This window comes from Nocardia sp. NPDC060249, from assembly GCF_042728755.1.
Lineage (GTDB): Bacteria > Actinomycetota > Actinomycetes > Mycobacteriales > Mycobacteriaceae > Nocardia.
This window is the reverse complement of sequence record NZ_JBHXAQ010000002.1, coordinates 971,427-992,736: the sequence shown is the minus strand read 5'-3', so window position 1 is coordinate 992,736 and position 21,310 is coordinate 971,427. Positions and strand designations below refer to the sequence as shown.

General features: G+C 66.7%; 21 protein-coding genes. 12 read left to right on the top strand and 9 right to left on the bottom strand.

Going from position 1 to position 21,310, the window contains the following annotated elements:
• Positions 1 to 10 precede the first annotated feature (10 nt).
• Together ACFWFP_RS12335 and ACFWFP_RS12330 are read left to right on the top strand one after the other, a co-directional pair.
• Entirely contained in the window at positions 11 to 1,288 is a 1,278-nt protein-coding gene (locus ACFWFP_RS12335; RefSeq protein WP_379295130.1) for a lysine N(6)-hydroxylase/L-ornithine N(5)-oxygenase family protein, read from the top strand.
• A complete protein-coding gene (locus tag ACFWFP_RS12330; RefSeq protein WP_379294810.1) occupies positions 1,285 to 2,595 on the top strand; it encodes a salicylate synthase in 1,311 nt (436 codons plus the stop codon). Before ACFWFP_RS12335 ends, ACFWFP_RS12330 begins: the two co-directional genes overlap by 4 nt.
• Positions 2,596 to 2,635: 40 nt before the next feature.
• On the opposite strand, the gene ACFWFP_RS12325 is transcribed toward ACFWFP_RS12330, so the two are convergent.
• Entirely contained in the window at positions 2,636 to 3,325 is a 690-nt protein-coding gene (locus ACFWFP_RS12325) for an isochorismatase family protein (RefSeq protein ID WP_379294809.1), read from the bottom strand.
• 376 nt (positions 3,326 to 3,701) lie between these two features.
• Here ACFWFP_RS12325 and ACFWFP_RS12320 point away from each other — a divergent pair, with 376 nt between their 5' ends.
• The 3 genes from ACFWFP_RS12320 to ACFWFP_RS12310 all read left to right on the top strand — a co-directional run bounded on the left by ACFWFP_RS12320 (position 3,702) and on the right by ACFWFP_RS12310 (position 7,115).
• A complete protein-coding gene (locus ACFWFP_RS12320; RefSeq protein WP_379294808.1) occupies positions 3,702 to 4,781 on the top strand; it encodes an MBL fold metallo-hydrolase in 1,080 nt (359 codons plus the stop codon).
• A 166-nt stretch (positions 4,782 to 4,947) separates the two neighbouring features.
• Entirely contained in the window at positions 4,948 to 5,901 is a 954-nt protein-coding gene (locus ACFWFP_RS12315; RefSeq protein ID WP_379294807.1) for an HAD family hydrolase, read from the top strand.
• Between the two features lie 263 nt (positions 5,902 to 6,164).
• Complete coding sequence (locus ACFWFP_RS12310; protein WP_379294806.1) at positions 6,165 to 7,115, top strand: DMT family transporter; 951 nt, start codon at positions 6,165 to 6,167, stop codon at positions 7,113 to 7,115.
• On the opposite strand, the gene ACFWFP_RS12305 is transcribed toward ACFWFP_RS12310, so the two are convergent.
• From ACFWFP_RS12305 to ACFWFP_RS12275, 7 genes are all read right to left on the bottom strand, one after another.
• Positions 7,009 to 7,473 (bottom strand): pyridoxamine 5'-phosphate oxidase family protein, encoded by a 465-nt coding sequence (locus ACFWFP_RS12305; protein WP_379294805.1) that lies wholly within the window; start codon positions 7,471 to 7,473, stop codon positions 7,009 to 7,011. The two genes, ACFWFP_RS12310 and ACFWFP_RS12305, sit on opposite strands and share 107 nt — an antisense overlap.
• 119 nt (positions 7,474 to 7,592) lie before the next feature.
• Positions 7,593 to 8,738 carry a fatty acid desaturase family protein gene (locus tag ACFWFP_RS12300; RefSeq protein WP_379294804.1) on the bottom strand — a complete coding sequence of 382 codons (1,146 nt, stop codon included), beginning with the start codon at positions 8,736 to 8,738 and terminating at the stop codon, positions 7,593 to 7,595.
• 31 nt (positions 8,739 to 8,769) lie between these two features.
• On the bottom strand, positions 8,770 to 9,888 hold the full coding sequence (locus ACFWFP_RS12295) for a ferredoxin reductase (RefSeq protein WP_379294803.1): 1,119 nt from the start codon (positions 9,886 to 9,888) through the stop codon (positions 8,770 to 8,772).
• Between the two features lie 275 nt (positions 9,889 to 10,163).
• The gene (locus ACFWFP_RS12290; RefSeq protein ID WP_379294802.1) at positions 10,164 to 10,637 is read right to left on the bottom strand and encodes a hotdog fold domain-containing protein; all 474 of its coding nucleotides are present in this window, start codon (positions 10,635 to 10,637) and stop codon (positions 10,164 to 10,166) included.
• A 36-nt stretch (positions 10,638 to 10,673) separates the two neighbouring features.
• The gene (locus tag ACFWFP_RS12285) at positions 10,674 to 12,431 is read right to left on the bottom strand and encodes a phytoene desaturase family protein (RefSeq protein ID WP_379294801.1); all 1,758 of its coding nucleotides are present in this window, start codon (positions 12,429 to 12,431) and stop codon (positions 10,674 to 10,676) included.
• Positions 12,432 to 12,489: 58 nt separating this feature from the next.
• The gene (locus ACFWFP_RS12280; RefSeq protein ID WP_379294800.1) at positions 12,490 to 13,482 is read right to left on the bottom strand and encodes a DUF6670 family protein; all 993 of its coding nucleotides are present in this window, start codon (positions 13,480 to 13,482) and stop codon (positions 12,490 to 12,492) included.
• A gap of 167 nt (positions 13,483 to 13,649) precedes the next feature.
• Positions 13,650 to 14,291: a TetR/AcrR family transcriptional regulator gene (locus ACFWFP_RS12275; protein ID WP_379294799.1), complete on the bottom strand. Its 642-nt coding sequence runs from the start codon at positions 14,289 to 14,291 to the stop codon at positions 13,650 to 13,652.
• A 224-nt stretch (positions 14,292 to 14,515) separates the two neighbouring features.
• On the opposite strand from ACFWFP_RS12275, the gene ACFWFP_RS12270 reads away from it, so the two are divergent.
• From ACFWFP_RS12270 to ACFWFP_RS12260, 3 genes are read left to right on the top strand one after another with little or no spacing between them, the layout of a single operon-like run.
• The gene (locus tag ACFWFP_RS12270) at positions 14,516 to 15,433 is read left to right on the top strand and encodes an alpha/beta fold hydrolase (protein WP_379294798.1); all 918 of its coding nucleotides are present in this window, start codon (positions 14,516 to 14,518) and stop codon (positions 15,431 to 15,433) included.
• Positions 15,417 to 16,292: a metal-dependent hydrolase gene (locus ACFWFP_RS12265; protein WP_379294797.1), complete on the top strand. Its 876-nt coding sequence runs from the start codon at positions 15,417 to 15,419 to the stop codon at positions 16,290 to 16,292. The genes ACFWFP_RS12270 and ACFWFP_RS12265 overlap by 17 nt, the downstream gene beginning before the upstream one ends.
• A complete protein-coding gene (locus tag ACFWFP_RS12260; protein ID WP_379294796.1) occupies positions 16,289 to 17,410 on the top strand; it encodes a PDR/VanB family oxidoreductase in 1,122 nt (373 codons plus the stop codon). Before ACFWFP_RS12265 ends, ACFWFP_RS12260 begins: the two co-directional genes overlap by 4 nt.
• 238 nt (positions 17,411 to 17,648) lie before the next feature.
• Here ACFWFP_RS12260 and ACFWFP_RS12255 read toward each other — a convergent pair whose 3' ends face one another.
• On the bottom strand, positions 17,649 to 18,011 hold the full coding sequence (locus ACFWFP_RS12255) for a winged helix-turn-helix transcriptional regulator (RefSeq protein ID WP_379294795.1): 363 nt from the start codon (positions 18,009 to 18,011) through the stop codon (positions 17,649 to 17,651).
• 119 nt (positions 18,012 to 18,130) lie between these two features.
• On the opposite strand from ACFWFP_RS12255, the gene ACFWFP_RS12250 reads away from it, so the two are divergent.
• The 4 genes from ACFWFP_RS12250 (at position 18,131) to ACFWFP_RS12235 (ending at position 21,294) form a co-directional block, all read left to right on the top strand.
• Positions 18,131 to 19,114, top strand: a complete 984-nt coding sequence (locus ACFWFP_RS12250) for an NADP-dependent oxidoreductase (protein ID WP_379294794.1) — start codon at positions 18,131 to 18,133, stop codon at positions 19,112 to 19,114.
• Positions 19,115 to 19,153: 39 nt separating this feature from the next.
• Positions 19,154 to 20,020: an NAD(P)-dependent oxidoreductase gene (locus ACFWFP_RS12245; protein WP_379294793.1), complete on the top strand. Its 867-nt coding sequence runs from the start codon at positions 19,154 to 19,156 to the stop codon at positions 20,018 to 20,020.
• On the top strand, positions 20,017 to 20,406 hold the full coding sequence (locus tag ACFWFP_RS12240) for a hypothetical protein (protein WP_379294792.1): 390 nt from the start codon (positions 20,017 to 20,019) through the stop codon (positions 20,404 to 20,406). The genes ACFWFP_RS12245 and ACFWFP_RS12240 overlap by 4 nt, the downstream gene beginning before the upstream one ends.
• A 135-nt stretch (positions 20,407 to 20,541) precedes the next feature.
• Positions 20,542 to 21,294, top strand: a complete 753-nt coding sequence (locus ACFWFP_RS12235) for a siderophore-interacting protein (protein ID WP_379294791.1) — start codon at positions 20,542 to 20,544, stop codon at positions 21,292 to 21,294.
• Positions 21,295 to 21,310 lie beyond the last annotated feature (16 nt).

Sequence of the window (21,310 nt, the reverse complement as noted above, 5' to 3'; positions counted from 1 at the left end):
GGTCCATGATCTGATCGGGGTCGGTTTCGGCCCCTCGAATCTCGCGCTGGCGATCGCGGTCAGCGAACTCGATCCCCGAACCGACGCCGCGGTGTCGGCCCATTTCCTGGAGCGCCAGCCCAAGTTCGGGTGGCATCGCGGAATGTTGATCGAGGACGCCACCATGCAGGTGTCGTTTCTGAAGGACCTGGTCACCATGCGAAACCCGGTGAGCGAGTTCAGTTTTCTCGCGTACCTGCACGAGCGGGGACGGTTGGCCGACTTCATCAACCACAAGCGGCTGTTCCCCCTTCGGGTCGAGTTTCACGACTATCTGGAGTGGGCTGCCGCCGGCGTCGAGCACCTGGTGTCCTACGGGAGCGAGGTCGTCGCGGTGACGCCGGTGGCCGACGTGTTCGCGGTGAGTCTGGCCGACGGCCGGGTCTTCCACGGCCGCAATGTCGTGCTCGCCACCGGCCTGCGGCCACGCCTGCCTGCCGGGATCGAGCCCACCGACCGCATCTGGCACAACCACGAGCTGCTGCACCGCGTCGAAAAACTGAGCGATCCCGCTACGTGCGTGGTCGTCGGATCAGGGCAGAGCGCCGCCGAGGTGACCGCTTTCCTGCACGACCGCTTTCCCGCCGCGACCGTCTGCTCGGTGTTCGCGCGCTATGGCTACAGCCCCTCGGACGACAGTCCCTTCGCCAACCGGATATTCGATCCGGACGGGGTCGATGCCTTCTACTCCGCGCCGGAGGAGATCAAGCGGCAGCTGATGGCCTATCACGGCAACACCAATTATTCGGTCGTGGATCTCGACCTCATCGACGATCTCTACCGCCGCAGCTACCGGGAGAAGGTGGGGGGCGAGCAGCGGCTGCGGATCTTCCACGCGTCGCGGGTCACGGAGGTGGTCGAGAGCGGCGACGGCGTCCGGGTGGTCGTCGAGTCCTCGACCAGCGGCGAGAAGACCGTGCTCGACGCCGATATGGTGGTCTACGCCACCGGCTACCTGCCCGCCGACCCGGCACCACTGCTGGGGGAGCTGGCCCAGCACTGCCGCACCGACGACCAGGGCCGCTGGCAGATCGAACGGGATTACCGGCTGGTCGTGCCCGACTCGATCGGCGGCCTGTACCTGCAGGGCGGGACCGAGCACTCGCACGGCATCACCTCGTCGTTGCTGTCCGCCACCGCCGTCCGAGCGGGGGAGATCCTGCGTTCGATCCTGGATCGACGCGACGCGGGCACGCCGCGGTCGAGCGACCGCGCCGCGGACGTGGCACGGAACGAGGCGAACCGATGATCGAATACGACTACGAGTCCTTCGCCCTTGCCCACGACCCGATCGCCTCGGCGGTTCGCCTGGCTCGCGAGGCCGTCGACGACTATGTGCTCTACGAACGCACCGGTGAATGGTGTTTCGCCGCAGGTGAACTCGCGACCGTCACCCTGGACGCACAGCGGATCTACTGCCGTTGCGATGACACCGAATCTGTCCGGGAATGGTCCGGGTCGCCGAGCAGCGCATTGCACGCGGCGCTGGCGGAATTGCCGGTCGACGACTGGCACGCCTACGGCCAGGTGAATTTCGGATTCGCGGAACTGCTTCCGCCTGTGCGCCGCCGTGGTGCCGCGCCGCCGAGCGGAACGCTGGTTCGCCTCATCGTCCCGCGCACCGAGGTCCGGCTCAACGGTCGCCGCGTATCGATCCGCAGTGTGCGGGCGAGCGACCGGGACCGCGTCCGCGAGCAGCTCGCCGCCCCCGCGCAGTCGGGTGAGCACGCCGCCGCCCGGATCGACATCCGGACGGAGGGATCGGCCTACCGAAGCCGGGTTGCGCAGGCCGTCAAGGAGATTCGCAAGGGTCAGTATCAGAAGGTGATCCTGTCCCGCTCGGTGCGGCTACCCTTCCCGGTCGATCTGCCCGCGACCTACGAGCTCGGCCGACGGGCGAACACACCCGCCCGCTCGTTCCTGCTCCGCCTCGACGGTGTCGCGGCAGCCGGTTTCAGCCCTGAGGTGATCGTCACCGTCGACGAGGACCGCCGGGTCGCGACGCAGCCACTGGCCGGAACACGCGCGTTCGGTCGCGGCACGCAAGCCGATGCCGCCGCGCGCGCCGAACTGGAAACTGATCCGAAGGAGATCCACGAACACGCTGTGTCGGTGCGGACAGCCGTGGCGGAGTTGCGTCCGGTCTGCACCCCGGACTCTGTCTGTGTCGAGGAGTTCATGGGCATCCGGGAACGCGGGAGCGTCCAGCATCTGGCCTCGCTTGTCTGTGGCGTTCTTGCCGACGGCCGAACCGCTTGGGACGCGCTGGAAGCGGTCTTTCCCGCAGTGACCGCCTCCGGCATACCCAAACGCGAGTCGCTCGACGCGATCGCTCGGATGGACGAACCGCGCGGCCTGTACTCCGGTGCCGTCCTGCGGATCTCACACAGCGGCGCCCTCGACGCCGCCCTCGTCCTACGGGCGGTCTATCAGGAGGGCGACGGCGCCTGGCTGCGGGCGGGCGCGGGCATCGTCGCCGACTCCGTACCCGAACGCGAATTCGAGGAGACCTGTGAGAAGCTCGGCTCGATCGCGCCCTTCGTCGTGCGGGCGTGAGTCCGATTGCACTGGGGGTAGGCGCTTTTGGGCAGAGCCGTCAGGTCGTGGCGGAGAGCATCTCGAGCACGTCCGCGGTGGGTCGCACGTCACCGAATGAGCGGTAGATGGTGTGGAGGGCGGCGTTGTGGTCCTGGTCGCGGCGGGCGGCGTTGGCGTCGGCGACCAGGATGACCCGGAAGCCGAGGGTGGCGGCGTCGCGCGCCGATGACTCACAGCACACGTTGGTGACAGTCCCGGTGATCAGTACGGTGTCGATGTCTCGCTGAGCGAGCAGATCCGGCAGCACACACCGATCGGGAAAGAAGGCGCTGAAGGCGGACTTCTCCACGAACAAATCGGTGCTGTGGGTGCTCATCGCCGGCCACAGGCGCATGTGAACCGGACCGGAACCGCCTGTACTGCTGTAGATCTCAGCAATCCGCGGGCCGAAGAACTCGATCTCCCGCGGGGTCGGTGTGGTGAATGCGGGTGCAACCCAGGCCACCACTCCACCCGCGGTGCGCAGAGCTTCGGCCATGAGGTTGATGTTGGGCACGATCGCGCGACAGTAGGCGCTGTCCGCTACATGGAACGGCACCATGTCGATCACCACCAGGGCTGTCCGGCACGGGTCGAGTGCGGGAAAGGCGAACCGTCGCCCACGGCGTGCTTCATGGCGAGCGTACTCACGGGAGTCGATCCGCCACGCATGCGTTTCGAGCCTCTGGCCGCTGTTCTCGGTATCCACGGAAACACAGTCTGTCACGACCTGACCGGTTGAGATCGAGGTCGTTGTTGATGGAGGGCCGCATCGTGGCTATGCACGGGCACGGTTCGTTACGGCTGCAAACGGAACGCTGGTACTGTCGCTTCGTCACCCGGCCCATGGCGCGGAGTGGTAGTCGAGTCTGGAGTTCTCAGTGGCGCCGGCGGTACTCTGATCAGGCATGTTTTTCGGAGATGCGGTTCGCCCGCAGCGTTCGTGCCTGTGCCGCGGCGCCGTGTAGACCTCGACGTCTCATGCGCCTGTGCTGGAAGGACACCGGCTTATGTGTATGTCGTGCGAGGATCGAGACAGCGAAAACCGACGTTCTGGCCTGAGTCGCCGGTCGGCGTTGGCCGGGATGGGCTCGGCGGCCGCGCTGCTCGCAGTCACCGCCTGTGGTTCGTCGGACAGCGGAGGCACGACGTCGTCGGCGAGCGCCCCGGCCACGTCGACGCCACCGACGTCGGTGAAGCTCGGTGTTGTCCTGCTCGGCACTCGCGCCGGGCCCTACGTGCAGGGCGATCGGACCGGGATATCGACCGCTTTGGTGGTCGACGGCCAGGTCTATCTGGTCGACTGCGGCCAATCGTCGGTGTGGCAATACCACCGCTCCGGGCTGAAGTTCGCCGCCTTGAAGAACATCTTCATCACCCACCTGCACGCCGATCATGTCGCCGACTACAACAATTTCTTCATGCTGGGCGGCTCCACCGATGTCCAGACCACCGACGGCGTATCGCCGCCGGTCCAGGTCTACGGGCCCGGCTCCGCAGGCGGGCTGCAACCCGCTTTCGGCGGAGCGGACCCGCCCGTGGCCTCCCCGGACGATCCGACACCTGGCATAGCGGAGCTGACCCGCAGATGCAACGAGGCTTTCGCCTACAGCAACAACGTGCTCATGCGCGACACCGGGTTGCAGAACACGGCGGCGATCGCGGTCGTGAACGAGATCCCACTCCCCGACGTCGGGGCCAGCTATACCGAGACCGCTCCGGTCACCGCACCGTTCCCGGTCATGAGTGACGACCATGTGCAAGTCACCGCGACGCTCGTCCCGCACGGCCCGGTATTTCCCTCGTTCGCGTTCCGTTTCGACACCGAATACGGTGCGGTGACCTTCTCCGGAGACACCACCAACTCCGAGAACCTCATCCAGCTCGCTCGCGGTTCACAACTGCTCGTCCACGAGGCGATCAACACCGAGGGCGGAAGCCTGTCGCCCACGGCCCAGTCGCACATGACCGAGTCACACACCGCGGTGCAGCAGGTCGGCACCATCGCTTCCCGAGCCGACGTTCCCAGACTTGTCCTCTCACATATCGCGGACTTCGGTCCTACCGCGACTGTCGACCCGGCGCAATGGACTCGCTGGGCTCAACAGGGATACTCCGGCGAGGTGATCATCGGCAACGACCTGCAGTCGATCACCCTGCGTTGATCGCGCTCGCGGGGTGGTCCGACGGATCGGATCGCGTGAATGCCGTACCCCGGGCGATGCCCGCAGGTGCCCGGCAGTGGATCACCCGATCCGGATGATCCGTGCACTCGCACGACCGGGTTGGCTGAAGCCGGTATCCGAGCACACCGAGACGGAAGGCGCTCAGATGGGTCCTGAGTTGGATTCGTGGGCCGACGGCGGCGCCCGCGGCGCTGTCGAGGAGTTCGTCTCGCGGGTCACCGATCGAGACAGCGACGAGTACGTCGAACCGGCTGCGCGGGTGGCGGTTTTCGACAACGACGGCACCCTGTGGTGCGAGAAGCCGATGCAACCGCAACTCGACTTCACGATCCTGCAGTTGCGGGAGATGGCCGAGTCCGATGTCGCGCTGCGGTCGAAGCAACCGTGGCAGGCCGCGTTCGAAGGGGATGCCACCTGGCTGAACGAGGCCTTGCTGAAGCACTACCGGGGTGACGACGGGGACCTGGCGGTGCTGATGGATGCGGTCAGCCGCGCATTCGGCGAGGTGAGCGTGGAGGAGTACGAGCAGCGGGTCAGGGGGTTCTTCCAGACCACCGAACACCCCAGCTTGGGACGGCCCTATCGCGAATGCGGGTACGCGCCGATGGCCGAGCTGATGCGATTCCTCGCACACCACGGATTCACGAATTACATTGCCTCCGGCGGTGATCGGGACTTCATGCGGCCGGTCGCCGACGCGCTCTACGGCGTGCCGCCCGAGCGGATCATCGGCAGTTCCCTCGGCCTGTCGTATCGAGCCGAGGCGAACCGGTCGGAGTTGCTCTACAAATCGGCGATGGAGTTCTTCGACGACGGACCGGAGAAGCCTGTTCGGATCTGGAGCCGCATCGGTCGGCGGCCGATTCTGTCGGTCGGAAATTCGAACGGTGATATCCCCATGCTGGCGTTCTCGGAGACGGCCGGCGCCCCAGCGCTGCGCATGCTCATCCACCACGACGACGCGGACCGCGAATTCGCCTACGACGCCGGCGCAGAGGAAGCGCTCGACCACGCCGATCGCCAGGGATGGACAACCGTGAGCATGCTGAGCGACTGGAGTCACGTATTCCAGGACACAGTCCCGTGCACGGTTCCGTAGACGAGCGCGGCTACGCGGTCATCGTCCAGCAGGGTTGAGTCTCGATCGCGCCGCCGAGCGGCCGCACGTGCACCGCAATACGGTGCTGGTCGTACCTGTCAGCGGCGGGGATCGAAGGACATGCTCGCTTGACCGTGGCTCCGTGAGCGAGGACGAATGGAGTAATGACTTCATCACAGCAATTCGGAGCCGACACGGCCGGGCAGTCCGGCGTGGTGGCTTCGATGCGGCGTGTACCACCTACGGTTTTGGTGCTCTGCAGCGTGGCGAGCGTCCAGTTCGGTCAGGCGTTGGGCAAGGGCCTGTTCGGCACTGTTTCGCCGGAGGGTGTTGTCACCCTGCGGTTGACGATATCGGCAGTTCTGGTGTGGGCGTTCGTTCGTCCGACGCTGCCGCGGTCGCGGCGTGAGATCGCCTTGACCGTGTCGTTCGGTACGGCCATCGCGGGGATGAACGTGGTGTACCTCGCGCTGGAACATCTGCCTGTCGGTGTGGCGGCCACGATCCAACTGTGCGGCCCGCTGGGGGTGGCGTTGTTGTTGTCGCGCCGCGCGATCGATGCCGGGTGGTCGATTCTGGCGGGTTCGGGGCTGGCTCTGTTCGCGGTCCCGACGTTGCTGGGCGGCGAGGCGCTGTCGTTGCCGGGTCTGCTGCTCGCTGTGGTCTCTGCGGTGTCGATGGGCATCTACGTCCTGCTCAGCAAGAAGGCGGGTTCTGCGTCGATGGACGGTCGTTTCCTTGCGCTGGCGCTGGTGTGGGCGTCGTTGATGTGGGCGCCCTTCGGGATCGCTGCCGACGGCGGATCGCTGCTCACGCCGTCGACACTCGCCGTGGGTGCGATCGTGGCGGTGCTGTCTGCTGCGGCTCCGTATTCGCTGGAACTGGTCGCTTTGCGGCGGATGAGTCCGCGGGTGGTGGGCACGTTGCAGAGCCTGGAACCGGCGGTAGGGGCTTGCGCCGGGCTCATCGTGTTGGGTGAGTGGCTGACGATCACCCAGCTCATCGCTATCGCCTGTGTCACCGCCGCCTCGATTGCCTCGGTCGCCACCGCCGCTCGCCGACGACCGGAGGCCCGAGCCCACTTGAGCTACCGCGGCGAAAGGGGCCTCACTCCGAAGGCGACCGTCGCACGTTCGAGAAGGGAGTCTGCCACGCGGCCGGGTCGGCAACAGGAAATCGGCGGCCGGTCACCATGGTGGGTACGAGTCGGATGAAGAAGTTCTTCGCTCCGGCCTGCCACGGAAACAGTGGCAGATCCACGGTGTCCGTCACGTCGCCGATCTCGCGGATCCCTTCGGCAGGCCCCTTGATCACCACGCTCCAGGCTTCGTGAGAGTCGGGGATGTAGCCGTCGACTTCCAGCGCCACGGGCGCATCCGCCAACGCGGCGGACATCTTGGTGCCTTCCGCGGATCGAAACACGATGGTTCCGTGATCGACCGCGTAGTTGAGGGGGAAGATGTCGGGATGGTCGTCCACCCACACGGCGAGGCGGCCTACCTCCCCGGTACGCAGCAGTGCCCAGCATTCGTTGACAGCGAGTTCCTCGGTACCCGGGTGGTCGCTTCCCATCGTCTTCGCCTTCCTGTCGTGGGCAACAGCCCTGTTCGTTCTCCTCCTATCTTCGCGACTCTGTTCGGTTCGGCGGCTTCGTTCGGTCTCGGCGCGTTGCGGATCGGCGCCGGTTTCGGTCAGGCGGCCGTGAGCTGGCGCCGTACAGTCCGAATCGGCAGCGCCACGATGTCGGTGATGGTCGCCTTCGGCGATTGCGTGTAGACCCAGTCGGGCAGCGACAGTTTGAAGACCTTCTTCCAGACGCTCCACAGCTGCCGCGGCATCGACGCCTCGTGATACGGAATGTCGTAGCGCTTGCAGATATCACGGACCTCGACCGACATCTCCGCGTAGCGGAACGCCGGGATATCGGGGAACAGGTGGTGCTCGATCTGGTAGCTCAGGTTGCCCGACAGGATGTCGACGGCTTTGCCTCCGGTGAAGTTCGCCGAACCGAGGATCTGCCGGTAGTACCAGGCCGCGTGGCTCTCGTCCTCGGTCTCTTCGATGGTGAAGGTCTGCACATCCTCGGGGAAGTGTCCGCACCAGATGACCGACGAGGCCCAGAGATTGCGCACGAGGTTGGCGGCGGCGTTGCCGGCGAAGGTGAACGGGGCGCCGGGGCCCGACAGCAGCGGAAAGATGACGTAGTCCTTGAGCGCCTGCTTGCCGCCCTTGTCGCGCACGCGTGCCAGGCCTTCCTTCATCTGCGACCAGGACTGCTCGCCACGGAAGAACTTCTCCGCCTCGAGCTCCTGCAGCGCGGTGCCCCACTGGAAGAAGGTCTGCAGCAGTGCGCAGAACACCGGGTTGAGCAGCCAGATCGGGTGCCACGGTGTCTCGTCGGTCATCCGCATCACGCCGTAACCGGTGGCGTCGTGGTCCTTGCCGATGATGTTGGTGAAGGTGTGGTGCACGTAGTTGTGGGTGTAGAGCCAGCTGTCGGCGTGGATCGAGTTGTCCCAGTCGAAGTTCTTCGACGTCAGCGCCGGGTCCTGCATCCAGTCGTACTGACCGTGCATGACATTGTGGCCGATCTCCATGTTGTCGATGATCTTCGACAGCGACAGCGCGGTCACCCCGGCGACCCAGGCCGGCGGCAACCAGCCGAAGAACAGCAGTGCGCGTCCGGCGATCTCGAGCTTCTTCTGCTTGTCGACGATGTCGCGGATGTATTCGGCATCGCGCTCGCCGAGATCGGCGACGACCCGGGCGCGCAGATCGTCCATTTCCTTGCCGAAGGCTTCGATCTGTTCGGGGCTGAGCTTCTTCAGGTCTGACATGGTGTCTCCTCGGGGCAGGGCTGGAATCGGCTCAGAGAGCGATGGATACGTCGCCGACGGGCGCGTTGACGCAGAGCTTGATGTTGATGTCGCCGTCGCTGCACAGGTCGCCGGTGAGGACGTTGCGGGTGGTGCCGGAGTCCTTCTTGCGGACGCAGGAGAAGCAGATCCCGATGCGGCAGCCGTAGTCGGGATTCAGCCCGGCTTCCTCGGCCTGCTCGAGAATCGTGCGGCCGTTGTTCTCGACGGCGGTACCGGTGGTCGAGAAGGCCAGCGAGCCTTCCGCGTCGTCGGTGCTCACGGAGCGAATCGGCGCGGCGAACTGCTCGAGATGGAGCTTGTCCGAAATCCCCTCGGCGTCATAGATTTCGCGCACCGAGTCCATCAGTGGCATCGGCCCGCACAGGTAGGTCTCGGCTTCGGCGTAGTGGCGGTCGGCGGCGACCAGGTGCTCCTTGCTGAAGAAGCCGTGCAGGTTTCCGCCGGTGGTCTGATCGGTGTAAGCGCGCACGATCCGCACGCCTTCGTACTTGGCCTTGATCTCGTCGAGTTCGGCGCGATAGATCACGTCGTCTTCGGTGAACGCGTAGTGCAGGAAGGTGACCTTGCCGATGTAGGCCTTCTCGGTCAGCGTGCGCAGCATCGACATGACCGGCGTGATGCCCGAACCACCGCTGATGAGCAGGATGCTGCGGGGGTGTGGCAACGGCAGGAAGAACTCGCCTTGGGCCTGCGAAAGCTGCACGACCAGACCGGGTTCGGCGTTGGCTTGCAGGAACGGCGAGACCAGGCCGTTCGAGTCGACCTTGATGGTCAGCTCGAGCTGACCGTCGCGGCGGAACTGTGAGTTCGCCGGCGAGTAGCAGCGGGTGCGGCGGATGCCGTCGATCTCGACCGAGAGCCGAACGAACTGCCCGGCGCGAAAGCCCTTCCAGTTCCGGTTCGGCCGGAGCGTGAGGGTGATGCTGTCGCGGGTCTTGGCCCGGACCTCGGTCACTTCCGCGCGGACCTCGGTGCCCGACCACAGCGGGTCGATCATCTCGATGTAGCGGTCGACTCCGTGCGGAGTCGTCGCGGCCTTCACCAGGGACGAACTCAGCACGCGGCGGGCAAGCCTCGACGAGGTGATGGCCTGAGCGTTGAGAGGCATTGTTCAGCTCCGTTTCGGTGAACATCTGTACACCGAAAACGGTACGCAATGCGCGGGGTCTATCTCAACGAATGATGGTGTGATCTGCGATACAGTGCACATCTGTCCCGCGTATTCGGTGTTTTGCGCAGCACAATCTGCCGGGCGGCGCTCCCGCGCGTCCGGAATCCGCGTCGGTGGCCGAGGGTCGGCCGTCGACACGGGTTGAGCAATATCAGTTGCCCGATGAGGCGGATTCGGTCCAGGTGTTCACCGAAGCGGCGTCGAGGAGATCCTCATCGCTTGGTCTTCGGGCTGACCCACATGGTGATATCGGCGTGCACGACCTCGACGTCGGCGGTGTCACGAACCGAGACGGGGATGATCCACTCGGTGCCTTCGCCGCTGGGCAGGGGCGGTAGCTCGGCGACCGCGATGGCGCGCAGATCGGTGGTGGCCTTGTGCAGGTACCGGACGGTCATCCCCATCGGAATCCAGCGATGCGTGCTGGGGACGGTGACTTCGGCGAGAGTGCCCGCGACCAGTTCCGCCGCGTTGCAGCACGCGATGGCGTGCACGGTGCCCAGATGATTGCGGACCTTGCGACTGTTGGCGAACGTGGCCTCGCTGCGTCCGGGTTCGAGGGTCTCGAAGGTGGGCGAGATGGAGCCGAAGTACGGTGCGCGCAGGCACAGGCCGCGGCTGAAGATCTGTTTGCCCAGCGGCAGATTGCGCGACTGGTTCCACAGCGCCAGTACATCGAGATTCATGGTGTCCTCCGGGAGATCGGGATGGCGGTGTTCGAGTCAGCGGCGCGGCGTGATCGGGTCTACGTCGTCGTCGGTGTCGACGTGCGGGGTTCGGTCCGAGTTCGGGCGGGCGTGGGCGAGGGCGTCCCAGTCCGGGTCGAACGGTGCGAGTGCGCGGGCGTCGCCGAAGACGGCGCCCGCGGTGATCTCGCCGACGAGGTCGCGGTCGAGGACGGCGCCCGCGGCGTGGACACCCGAGAGCATCGCGCCGGTGGTGCCGGTGCCCCATCGGGTGCTGGTGCCGGCCAGGAACAGTCCATCGATCGCGGTGCGTGAGCCGGGACGGGTGGGTCCGTACTGGGTGGGGGTGACCGCGAGTCCGAACGCGGCGCCGTCGGTGTTGCGCGCGTAGCGGGTCTGGGTGGCGGGGGTGGCGGCTTCGCTCCAGACGGTCTTCGCTCGCGCGCCGGGGTAGACCTGTTCGACGCGGTCGAGCATCGCGTCGACGACGCGTTCTTTCATGTGCCGGTACACCGGGGATTGCCGGTAGTCGTGGTTGTCGGGGTCGGTGCTGTCGACGCCCCACAGTTCCGGGCTCGGCGGGACCATGGTCATGACCTCCACCGCGGCGGATCCCGGGGGAGCGGTGCGGGGGTTGTGCGGGTCGCGGACTGTGGCCGAATGCAGGAAGGCGGGCATGTTCGCGGTGAAATCGTCGAGGCATTCCTCGCGGGGACGCCGGTGTGCGTTGCGCAGCATCGAGGGTGTGAACCGCAGGAGCGAGCCGATGTTCTTCGCGGGTTCCCAGCTGGGGATCACGTAGTAGTTGCTGTTGGTGGTGCCGCGCAGGTCGAGTTCGATGCCGAAGTAGGTGTTGAGCAGCGGCCATCCCATGGTGAGAGCTTTCGCCCGCGCGTTCACCCGGGCCGGGAGATGTTCGCGTCCGACGAGGTCGAGATAGGTGTGCTTGATATCGGCGTCGGAGACGACTGCCCGGCTGCGGATCTGTTCGCCGTCGCGTAGCCGGACACCGACCGCGCGTCCGCCCTCGACGAGGATCTTGTCGACGGTCGCGTTCGTGCGCACCTCGCCGCCGTAGGTTTCCAGGTACTGCAGCAGGTTCGACGACAGCGTCTGCCCGCCGCCGCGCGGGAACCACGCGCCGCCGCCACCGATGGCCCCGGCGCCGTAGGCGACGTGCCAGCCGAACGGCGCCAGATCGGGTGAACTGCAATACGACCCGGCTTGCGCGGACAGCGCGAAGACCGCCCGGGGGCTGAACCCGCAGCCGAGCAGAACCGCGGCGAAGGGCGCCATGGCGACGGGCGCGGCAAGCCCCGCGGAGGCCAGGCGCTTGGATCGCCCGAAGTCGGGGTGCATCCGGTCTCCGGCGGGCGCCACCGCCTGGGCTAGCTTGAAGTAGCGGTCGACCGCCCGCTGCTCGCCGGGGAATGCCGCGATCATGTTGTCGCGGTAGGCCTCCCAGCCCACGGGGGTGCGCATTTCGAAGTCGGGGCCGATCATGGTGTCGAAACCGTCGGAGTCGAGCGGTAGGAATTCGACCCGGTCATCGATGCCCAGTCCGGCCAGGACTGTGGGCATGATCCCACCGGGTGCGCAGTCCTCGATGTAGTGCACGCCGACCTCGAACTCCCAGCGGCCGCGCCGCCGGAAGACGTGACTCGACCCGCCCACGATCTTGTAGCGTTCGAGGACAAGCACCCGCTGTCCGGTGGCGGCGAGATAGGCCGCGGTGGTCATGCCACCGAGGCCCGCGCCGATGACGATCGTGTCGTACTGCGTCGTTGCAGTCATGGTTGTCTCCAGTTCCGTCGCGGATGCCGGGATCGAAGCGGTCGGCGGTAGTGAGCTGTCAGTGGCTCGTGGGGGTATCCAGGAAATCGGGTGCGGCGCGGTTGGCGGCTTCGCTGTCGATGTATTCCATGTATCCGCGGCTGCGGAATGCCGTACCGCGGTAGGTGCCTTCGCATCGATAGCCGAGGATGTATCCGCGGCCGACGCCGAATCGCGGGGGCGAGTCGATGGTTCCCTCGACGACGAGCTCGGTGCCCGCGGTCCAGCGGAATCGCACCGGCAGCCGCATCTGCTCGCCGTAGGGGTCGGTGGTGGTGTCGGTGGCGTACTCGGTGACCTCGAAGCGCACGTTCTCGTGGGTGACCCAGGTCGAGGCGCCCGCCGTGCGGTGGTAGGCCATGGTGGTCAGCGGTTCTCCCATCGCGTGGACGTCGACGAGCAGGAGATGGGATCGGTCGTCGACGGCGATCACGTGGTAGGTGAAGAAGTCGATCGGCGCCTTGGCCGCGGCGGTCAGCGGACGGTCGCGCAGGCCGTGCAGCCCGGCGCAGGCGGCGTACTCGAAGGTGCCGACGCCGCTGACCTCGGTCCGGTCAGCTCCCGTCCCGATCCAGCCGTCGTATTCGACGCACAGACTCAGGTGGTCGTAGACCGGGGTCCTGGCGAACCAGGCGACCTGTCCGGTGCCGCGCAGACGCAATTGCGCGGTGAGTGTCTCGGTGTTCACCGACACGTGCAGGTTCGGATAGGTGCCGCTGATGACAATGTCGTCGCCGAAGTTCAGCAACGATCCGTCCGCCCGCAGGTCGCAGTCGCCGGTCATCGAGTAGGCGCGGAAGAACTCGGCACCGGGCGCGGCGGTCGACACCGAGACGGTGGCGGTGTCGCGGGGGCTCGTGGTCACGGCGTGGTCGTTGTCCAGCGCGGTCGCGCCAGGCAGGCCGGTGATGATCATGGTGCTGAAGTACCGGTGTGGTTCGGGCAGGTCGGGGATCATCACGCCGTAGTGGGTCCAGCCGTAGCGGTGCTCACCGACGCGAGGTTTCAGCATCGACGGCCTGGTGAACGGCCGGTTCGTGGCACGGATAGCCAGTCTCGACAACGGCGGCACGGCAGCGAAGATCGCGGGTTTGACTGTGCGCCAGAGCGCATGTGGTCGAACAGGGGTTGCCATAGGAGTCCTCGAATCTGTCCGGCCGTGTGCGTGGCCGGATGGGGTCAATCCCCGTCCACCGCGGGTGCGGCAGCGGATTCACGCGTGGTCGGCGCGCTGGTGACTGCCGACAGCCAGATCATGAGCTCGGTGTCCACCCGGTCGAGGGGATCGGTCGATCGCCGCGCTTTGGAGACCAGGATCGCGCCTTCGATCGCCGCGACCGCGGTGGTGGCCAGTGACTGAGCGCGCGCCATCTCGACTCCGTGTTGCCACAGCGCGACACTGATGAGCGACTCCCACGAGGCGAACACCTCGCCGGCGACCTTCCTCGTCTCGGCGAAGTCGCCACTTTCCAGCGCGCCCGCGGCGACGGGGCAGCCGGCCACGAAGTCGGTATCGCGCAGCTGACGGCGGAAGATGTCGATGATGTGTGACAGCGTCTCGGCGGGGCCGCTCGCGGCCAGGTTGTCGAGGATCATCGACGCCATCAGCGTTCCGGCATGGCGCGTCGCCTCCTCGGCCAGCTGGGCTTTGCCGCCGGGGAAATGGTGATAGATCGAGCCGCGCGGCGCGTGTGAACGTTCGATCACGTCCGCGAAGGAGGTGGCGTCGACGCCTTTCTCGCGGAACAGCAGCGCGGCGGCGATCAGCATCTTGTCGCGGGCGGTGGGAGTGGCTCCGCCCGCTGTGCGATCCGTGTTCACGGCCATCCTCCTATGTTCGACGTCATAGCCGATTTCGCGCCGCATCCGCCTCGAAGTGGACCGACACCCGGAATCATCGCAGGTAGATCTATGTCCTGTGCCTGCCGTCATTGACTGTAACACGTAGTTACGTCTACATTGGCGATACCCAATTATGCGGCTCGTCATAGAGGGCGGGCTCGCGACTGGATCATCGAGGATTCGGGTCAGAAGGGCATACGCGTATGAACTCCCACATCGAGACGACCGACGGCCACCGTCTGTTCGTCACCACCACCGGCGATCCGACGGCCCCGACCGTCGTGTTGGTGCACGGTTTTCCCGATGACCACACGGTCTGGAACGGCGTCGCGCACGCACTGTCGGACCAGTTCCACGTCGTAACGTTCGACGTGCGCGGCAGCGGAGAATCGGACAAGCCCCGGGCGATCTCCGCCTACCGCAAAGACCAGCTCGCGGCCGATATCGGCGCGGTGATCGAAGCGGTCTCGCCCGACCGGCCGGTGCATCTGGTCGGCCACGACTGGGGCTCGGTGCAGGCCTGGGAGGCGGCCGCGGCCCAGGGAACGCGGACTGCGATCGCGTCGCTCACCTCGATCTCCGGTCCCTACCTGGATGGCGTCCCGCGCTGGCTCCGCAACAGCCTCGCCGCCGGGCCGACGGGCTGGCGGGCAGCAGCGACGATGTGGAAGTCCCCGTTCTACATGGGCACGCTGGCCACCCCGCTGCTCGGCGCGCTGCTGTGCCGGATCGGACTGGTCGATGCCATGATCGGGCTCGCGCACCGGCTCGAAACCGGTGTGGCACCGGATCTTTCACCGCATCAGGCGCGCGACAACCGTGCCGGTCTCAAGATCTACACCGCCAACCTGGTGCCGAGCTTGCTTCGCCCGCGACTTCGCCGGATCTCGGTGCCGGTCCAGGTGCTCGCCCCACGCCGCGACATCTTCATCACCCCCGCCTCCCAGCGCGACGTCGCCCACGTCGCCGAGCAGTGGCAGGTCCACGACGTCGACGGCGGTCACTGGGTCCCGGCGTTCAACCCCACCGAGATCGCTGACCGCGTCCGCGTGTTCGTGGACGCCGTCGAAGCAGCCGCCACCACGACCCCGGCAGGAGAGCCCCGTGAGCACACTGCATGATCAAGACAAAGTCGCGCTCAAAGCGCGTGCCGTCGAATGGGATTGGACCGGACTGCCGTTCCACTACGTCCATGGCGACCCGTTCTCGACCCACTTCATCAACAGCTTCAACATGCTGCTGCCCGAAGGTGAGGTGTTCTTCGTCCAGGTCTTTCAGCAGGCGCTGCCGCTGATCACCGACCCCGAGGTCCACGAGGACGTTGTGGGTTTCATCGGGCAGGAGGCCACGCATTCGTCCGCGCATCAGAGCCTGGTCGACTACCTCGACCTGCACGGGCTCGATTCCACCCGGTTCACCGACCAGATCCGGTGGTTCTTCCGGGCGCTGCTCGGCGAGCGCGAGCTGACCGGCCGGCGGGCGCACAACTGGCTGCTCGAACGCGTCGCCGTCGTCGCCGCGCTCGAGCATTTCACCTCCTACCTGGGCGACTGGGCACACAACGCGCAAGCATGGCGGGCTCCAGGTGCGGTCGAACCGCGCGTGCTCGACCTCGTGCTGTGGCATCTGGCCGAAGAAGTCGAACATCGCCATGTCGCCTACGACTTGTTCACCCACCTGGACGGCAGCTACTGGCACCGCGTCCGGTCCTACCTGGTGGCGATGCCCACCTTCGCGATCCTGCACTGGCGCGGAATGCGACTGCTGCTCAACGACGATCCGGCCGCCCCGAAGGGACTGCTCGCGACGGTGCGTGACGCCCGCCGCGCCTGGCGTGCCGGACTGGCCCCCTCGCCGGGCAGCCTCACGAAGATGTTCTTCCAGTACCTCAGGCCGTCGTATCACCCCCGCAATTACGGCTCGACGTCCCAGGCGGTCGCGTACCTGGCGTCCTCGCCCGCAGCCCTGGCCGCGTCATGAGCGCGACCCGCACCGCCGCGGACAAAAGCCTTGTTTTCGACCGCACCCACCTCCCGCCGTCGTTCGCCGATCCGGCCCGCCCCGACCGGGTCATGCGGGCCTACCGCCCGCTGCTGACTTTCTACAGCGCGGTCAGCAATCTGCGCCTGCGCGCGGCCGGGCCGAGTGTTGTCGAGCGCGCCATCCCGGTTCGCGTCGTCGAGAAGACAGCCGAGGCGCTCGGCGTGGTCAGCCTGACGCTGCGCTCATGCTCCGGGGAGGAACTGCCACGCTGGCATCCCGGCTCGCACATCGATGTGACGTTGCCGTCGGGGACGGTGCGCCAGTACTCGCTGTGCGGCGACCCGGACGACAGTGCGACCTATCGAATCGCGGTCCGCTGGATCGACGGCGGTATCGCCTCGACGGAGATCCACGACGACGTGCGCGAGGGTTCGATCCTCTCGATCCGTGGCCCCCGCAACGCTTTCCCGTTCGCCGACCCACAGCTGTCGAAGGCAGGTGTCGACAACATCGCGTTCGTCGCGGGCGGCATCGGCATCACCGCCCTGCTGCCGATGATCGTCAATGCGCACCGATCCGGACTCGACTGGACGCTGACGTACTTCGGCCGCAACGAAGCGACCTTGCCGTTCCTGGACGAACTCACCGCGCTGGACCCGCACCGGGTGCACATCGTCACCACCGAAACAACCGGGCGCCCGGACCCCGCCGAGCTCCTCGCGCACGCCGGCACCGGATCGGCGATCTACTACTGCGGCCCACCGCCCCTGCACGACGCCTTCCGGGCACTCCTGCCGGAAACAGCTGCGGCCGGACTGCATTTCGAACGCTTCTCCGCACCACCGGTAGTCGGCGGCAATCCGTTCCGTCTCCGATTGGCCCGCACCGACACCACCGTCGAGGTCGCCGCCGACCAGTCCGCCCTGTCCGCGGTGCGCGCTACCCGCCCGGGCACCGCCTACTCGTGCCAGCAGGGATTCTGCGGAACATGCAGGGTCAAGGTGCTGGACGGCGCCGTCGAGAGCCGGGGAACCGCAAGCTTCCTCGACGAACCCGACACCATGCTGCTGTGCACCGACCGTTCGCCGAACTCGGAGATCTGCATCGACTTGTAAGTGCAGGCGCCGAGGCCGTGAGCTGCTGCCTTGCACCAGGAGGGAAATCCAATGTGGCAGGCCATCGCTGTATGGGCATTGGCAGGGGCAGGCATGGCCATCGCGTCGCTGTTGGGCGGCGCTGTGGCCGTGGCGATGGTCGCGCGGGTCCCCGGAATCGACGCTCGAATGGTTCCGTTGCGCGCCCGCCCGCATCCACATCGCACTACCGACCAGGATCGAGTGTCGTAGTCGACGCCTACGCCGGTGCGATGGAGTCGATATTGGCTTCGACCCAGTGACGCAACGACTGCAGCGGAACCGCTGCGCTGCGACCCAGAGCGGTCAGCGAGTAGTCCACGCGGACAGGGACTTCGGCGTAGACCGTACGATCGACCAGCCCGAGATCTTCCAGCCGTCGCAGGCTCTGCGTCAGCACTTTCGGGGAGATTCCGTCGAGCCGTCGCTGGAGCGCGCCGAAGCGGATCGGGCCTTCCTCCATCGCGCCGATCGCGAGGGCGGACCACTTGTTGGCCAGGATGTCCAGGACACTGCGGCACGGGCACTGGGCCAGGTACACATCGTGCGTGGGTGCGCCTTCGGTTGAACAGGTCGTGGCCATATCGCCTCCATCAGTAACGCTACCCAATGGGTAGTACTAGCCCTTGCGGGTAACTAGTGCCCCTGGGATAGCTTCGCCTCGTCATCAGGAAGGTACTCGACAACCACTGAGGGGTCATCATGTCGAGCTCGTCGCAGAACAACAGCATGCGTGCCATCACCCAGCACCGATTCGGCGGACCCGAAGTACTCGAGCTCGCCGACATCCCACGGCCTCAGCCGCTGCCGACCGAGATCATGGTGCGGGTCATCGCGGCCGGGGTGAACCCCGTCGACGCCAAGACCCGGGCGGGCGGCGGCATGGCGGGCGTGCTCGGCGAACCGCCGTTCGTCCTGGGCTGGGACGTCGCCGGTGTCGTCGAGCAGGTCGGCTTCGGCGTCAACACCGCCGCCGTCGGTGACGCCGTCTTCGGTATGCCGTGGTTCCCGCGGCAGGCCGGGGCCTACGCCGAGTACGTCACCGCGCCCGCGCGGCAGTTCGCCCACAAACCCGGCTCACTGAGTTTCGTGGAAGCGGCGGGTGTTCCCTTGGCGGCGTTGACCGCGTGGCAGGCACTGACCGACGCGGCCGGAGTGTTGCCCGGTCAGCGGGTGGTGATCACCGCCGCCGGCGGGGGAGTAGGCCATTTCGCCGTCCAACTCGCCCGTCAACTGGGTGCCCACGTGATTGCGGTGGCCAGGGCCGACAAGCACGACTGGCTGGCAGCGCTCGGCGCCGACGAGCTGATCGACTACACCGCGGCGCCGTTCGAGGAGCAGATCGCCGACGTCGACGTGGTGATCGACCTGCTCGGCGACGAAGTCGATTCCACCAGCCACCGAGCACTCGCGGTCCTGCGCCCCGGCGGCACGCTGATAGCAGTGCCCTCCGGCGTCGGTCCCGAGCTGGCCGTAGCTGCCGAGCAACGCGAGATCAGGGCGCTTCCGTTCCTGGTCGAACCCGACGGTGCCGCCCTCGCGGTGATCGCCGAACTCTTCGACGGCGGTGAACTCACGATCGACATCGAGCGGGTCTATCCGCTCGAGGAAGCCGCCGCTGCCCACCGGCACCTGTCCGGAGGCCGCACCCGGGGCAAGATCGTGCTGGCCGTCGACGAGTCCTAGCCCAACCCTGCGCTTCCTCGATTTGTCGAAAGGACCCTCGTGAAGATCGCATTGCTCGGAACCGGCCGCATGGGAACCGTACTCGGCCACCATGTCGTGCGCGCCGGCCATTCACTGACCGTGTGGAACCGCACCCGCGCCGCGGCCGAACCGTTGCTCGCTGCCGGAGCGGCCTGGGCGGCCACTCCCGCCGAGGCGGTCACCGGCACCGACGTCGCCGTCTCGGTGCTGTTCGGCCCGGAGGCTGTCCGGGATGTCGTCGTCGACGCCGAACTCGACTTCGGCGACACGGTGTGGCTGGACGTGTCCACCGTGGCCCCCGCCGACGCCGCGCAGTTCGCTGTCTGGGCGCGGTGGAGATCGGTGCGCTACGTGCACGGACCGGTGATCGGCTCGCTCGGGCCCGCCCGCGCCGGTGAGCTGGGTGTGCTGCTCGGCGGTGAGCCCGACGACATCGACGTCGTCCATCCGCTGGTGCAGCTGTGGGGAGACGCCGCCAAGATCACAGTGTTCGCTAGCCCGGAACTTGCGGCGACGGCCAAGCTCCTGGCCAACCTCGCCTTGGGCACGACCACGCTCGCCCTGGTCGACGCGCTGCGCCTGGGCGCATCCCAGGGCCTGGCCGCACCAGAAGTCTTCGCGCTCCTGGACGGCACCGCCCTGGAATTCGCCGCGCGAGTCAAAGGCCCGATGATCGCCGCCGCCCGATTCACCGACACCCAGTTCTCGGTCGACCTGCTCGCCAAGGACACCCGGCTGATCGAGGACACAGTCGACTCGACCGTCCCGACGGTCACCGCCCTGTCGATCGCGTTGGCAGAACAGATCAGAGCCGGCCGCGGTGACGAGGACTTCGCCGCGCTGGCGCGGGTGGTGCCCGCACCGGCTGCCTTACCGAACTCATGACATCGCAGCGCCTGCCGATCGAGGCCGAAACCTTCCTGGCTGCCAGAATCGGTGATGACCTGCGCACGGCGATCACCAACCGTTCCGAAGAACTCGGTGACAGGATGATCGGCGAGGCCCTCGCCAAGAACGCGCTGCTGACGCTGTATCGCCAGGCCCGCAAGGAAACCGACGAAGCCCGCCTCAAAGCCGACAATCGCGTCACCATCGACAGCCTCACCATCGCTGTCGCGGTGGGGGAGCGGGAGAACGCTTTGCGCACCGCGCTGTGCGTGCTGCTGGACATCTATCACCAGCACCCCGAATTCGACCGGGATTGGATCGAGCCACTGCTGCCCTTGCTACCCGCTCGGCGAGCGTGGATTTCAGGGATACCGGGCAACTAGCGGTCGGACGGTATCGTGACTGCGGACACGGCGACCGCGAAGTAGAGAGCGCGTTCCTCGCGCAAGATGTCACTCCAGAGCAAAATGGACGTACGATTATTAGGTAACCCTAACTATCGATCTTTGGAGGTCCCCTTGGCTCGCCCTCGTACGACTTTGACGGTGCTGCGTACCGAACAGCTGTCCCCGCACATGGTGCGCGTCCACTTCAGCGCCGCGGGTCTCGCGCCCGGCGCGTCCACCGACTCCTACGTCAAACTCATCTTCCCACTCGACGGCGTCGAGGTACTGCGCACCTACACCCTGCGCACGATCGACCGAGCGAGCGAGCAGGTCGCGATAGATTTCGTGTACCACGGTGACGAAGGCATCGCGGGACCGTGGGCAGCGCAAGCCGCCCCCGGCACCACCATCGACGTCTACGGCCCCGGCGGCGCCTATGCCCCACGCGCCGACGCCGACTGGCATCTGCTGGCCGGCGACGACTCCGCGCTGCCCGCGATCGCCGCGGCGCTCGAGTCGATGCCCGCCACGACCGTGGGTGTCGCCTTCGTCGAAGTGTCCGGCCCTGACGACGAACTTCCCGTCGGCAAGCCGTCGGGCGTCGAGCTGACCTGGGTCCACCGCGGTGACCGCGCACCGGGCGAAGCGCTGGCCGAGGCCGTGCGCGCCGCAGCCTGGCGTGACGGGCAGGTGCAGGTCTTCATCCACGGCGAAGCGAACGCCGTCATGCACGATCTGCGCCGCTATATCCGCAGAGAACGGGAAGTCCCCGCCGAGTGGGCCGCCTCGATCTCCGGTTACTGGCGCCGCGGCCGGACCGAAGAGGGCTTCCGGGAGTGGAAGGCCGACCTGGTTTCCCGCGAATCCGCACCCACGCCGGGCTGACGGGTTCGATCGAGGA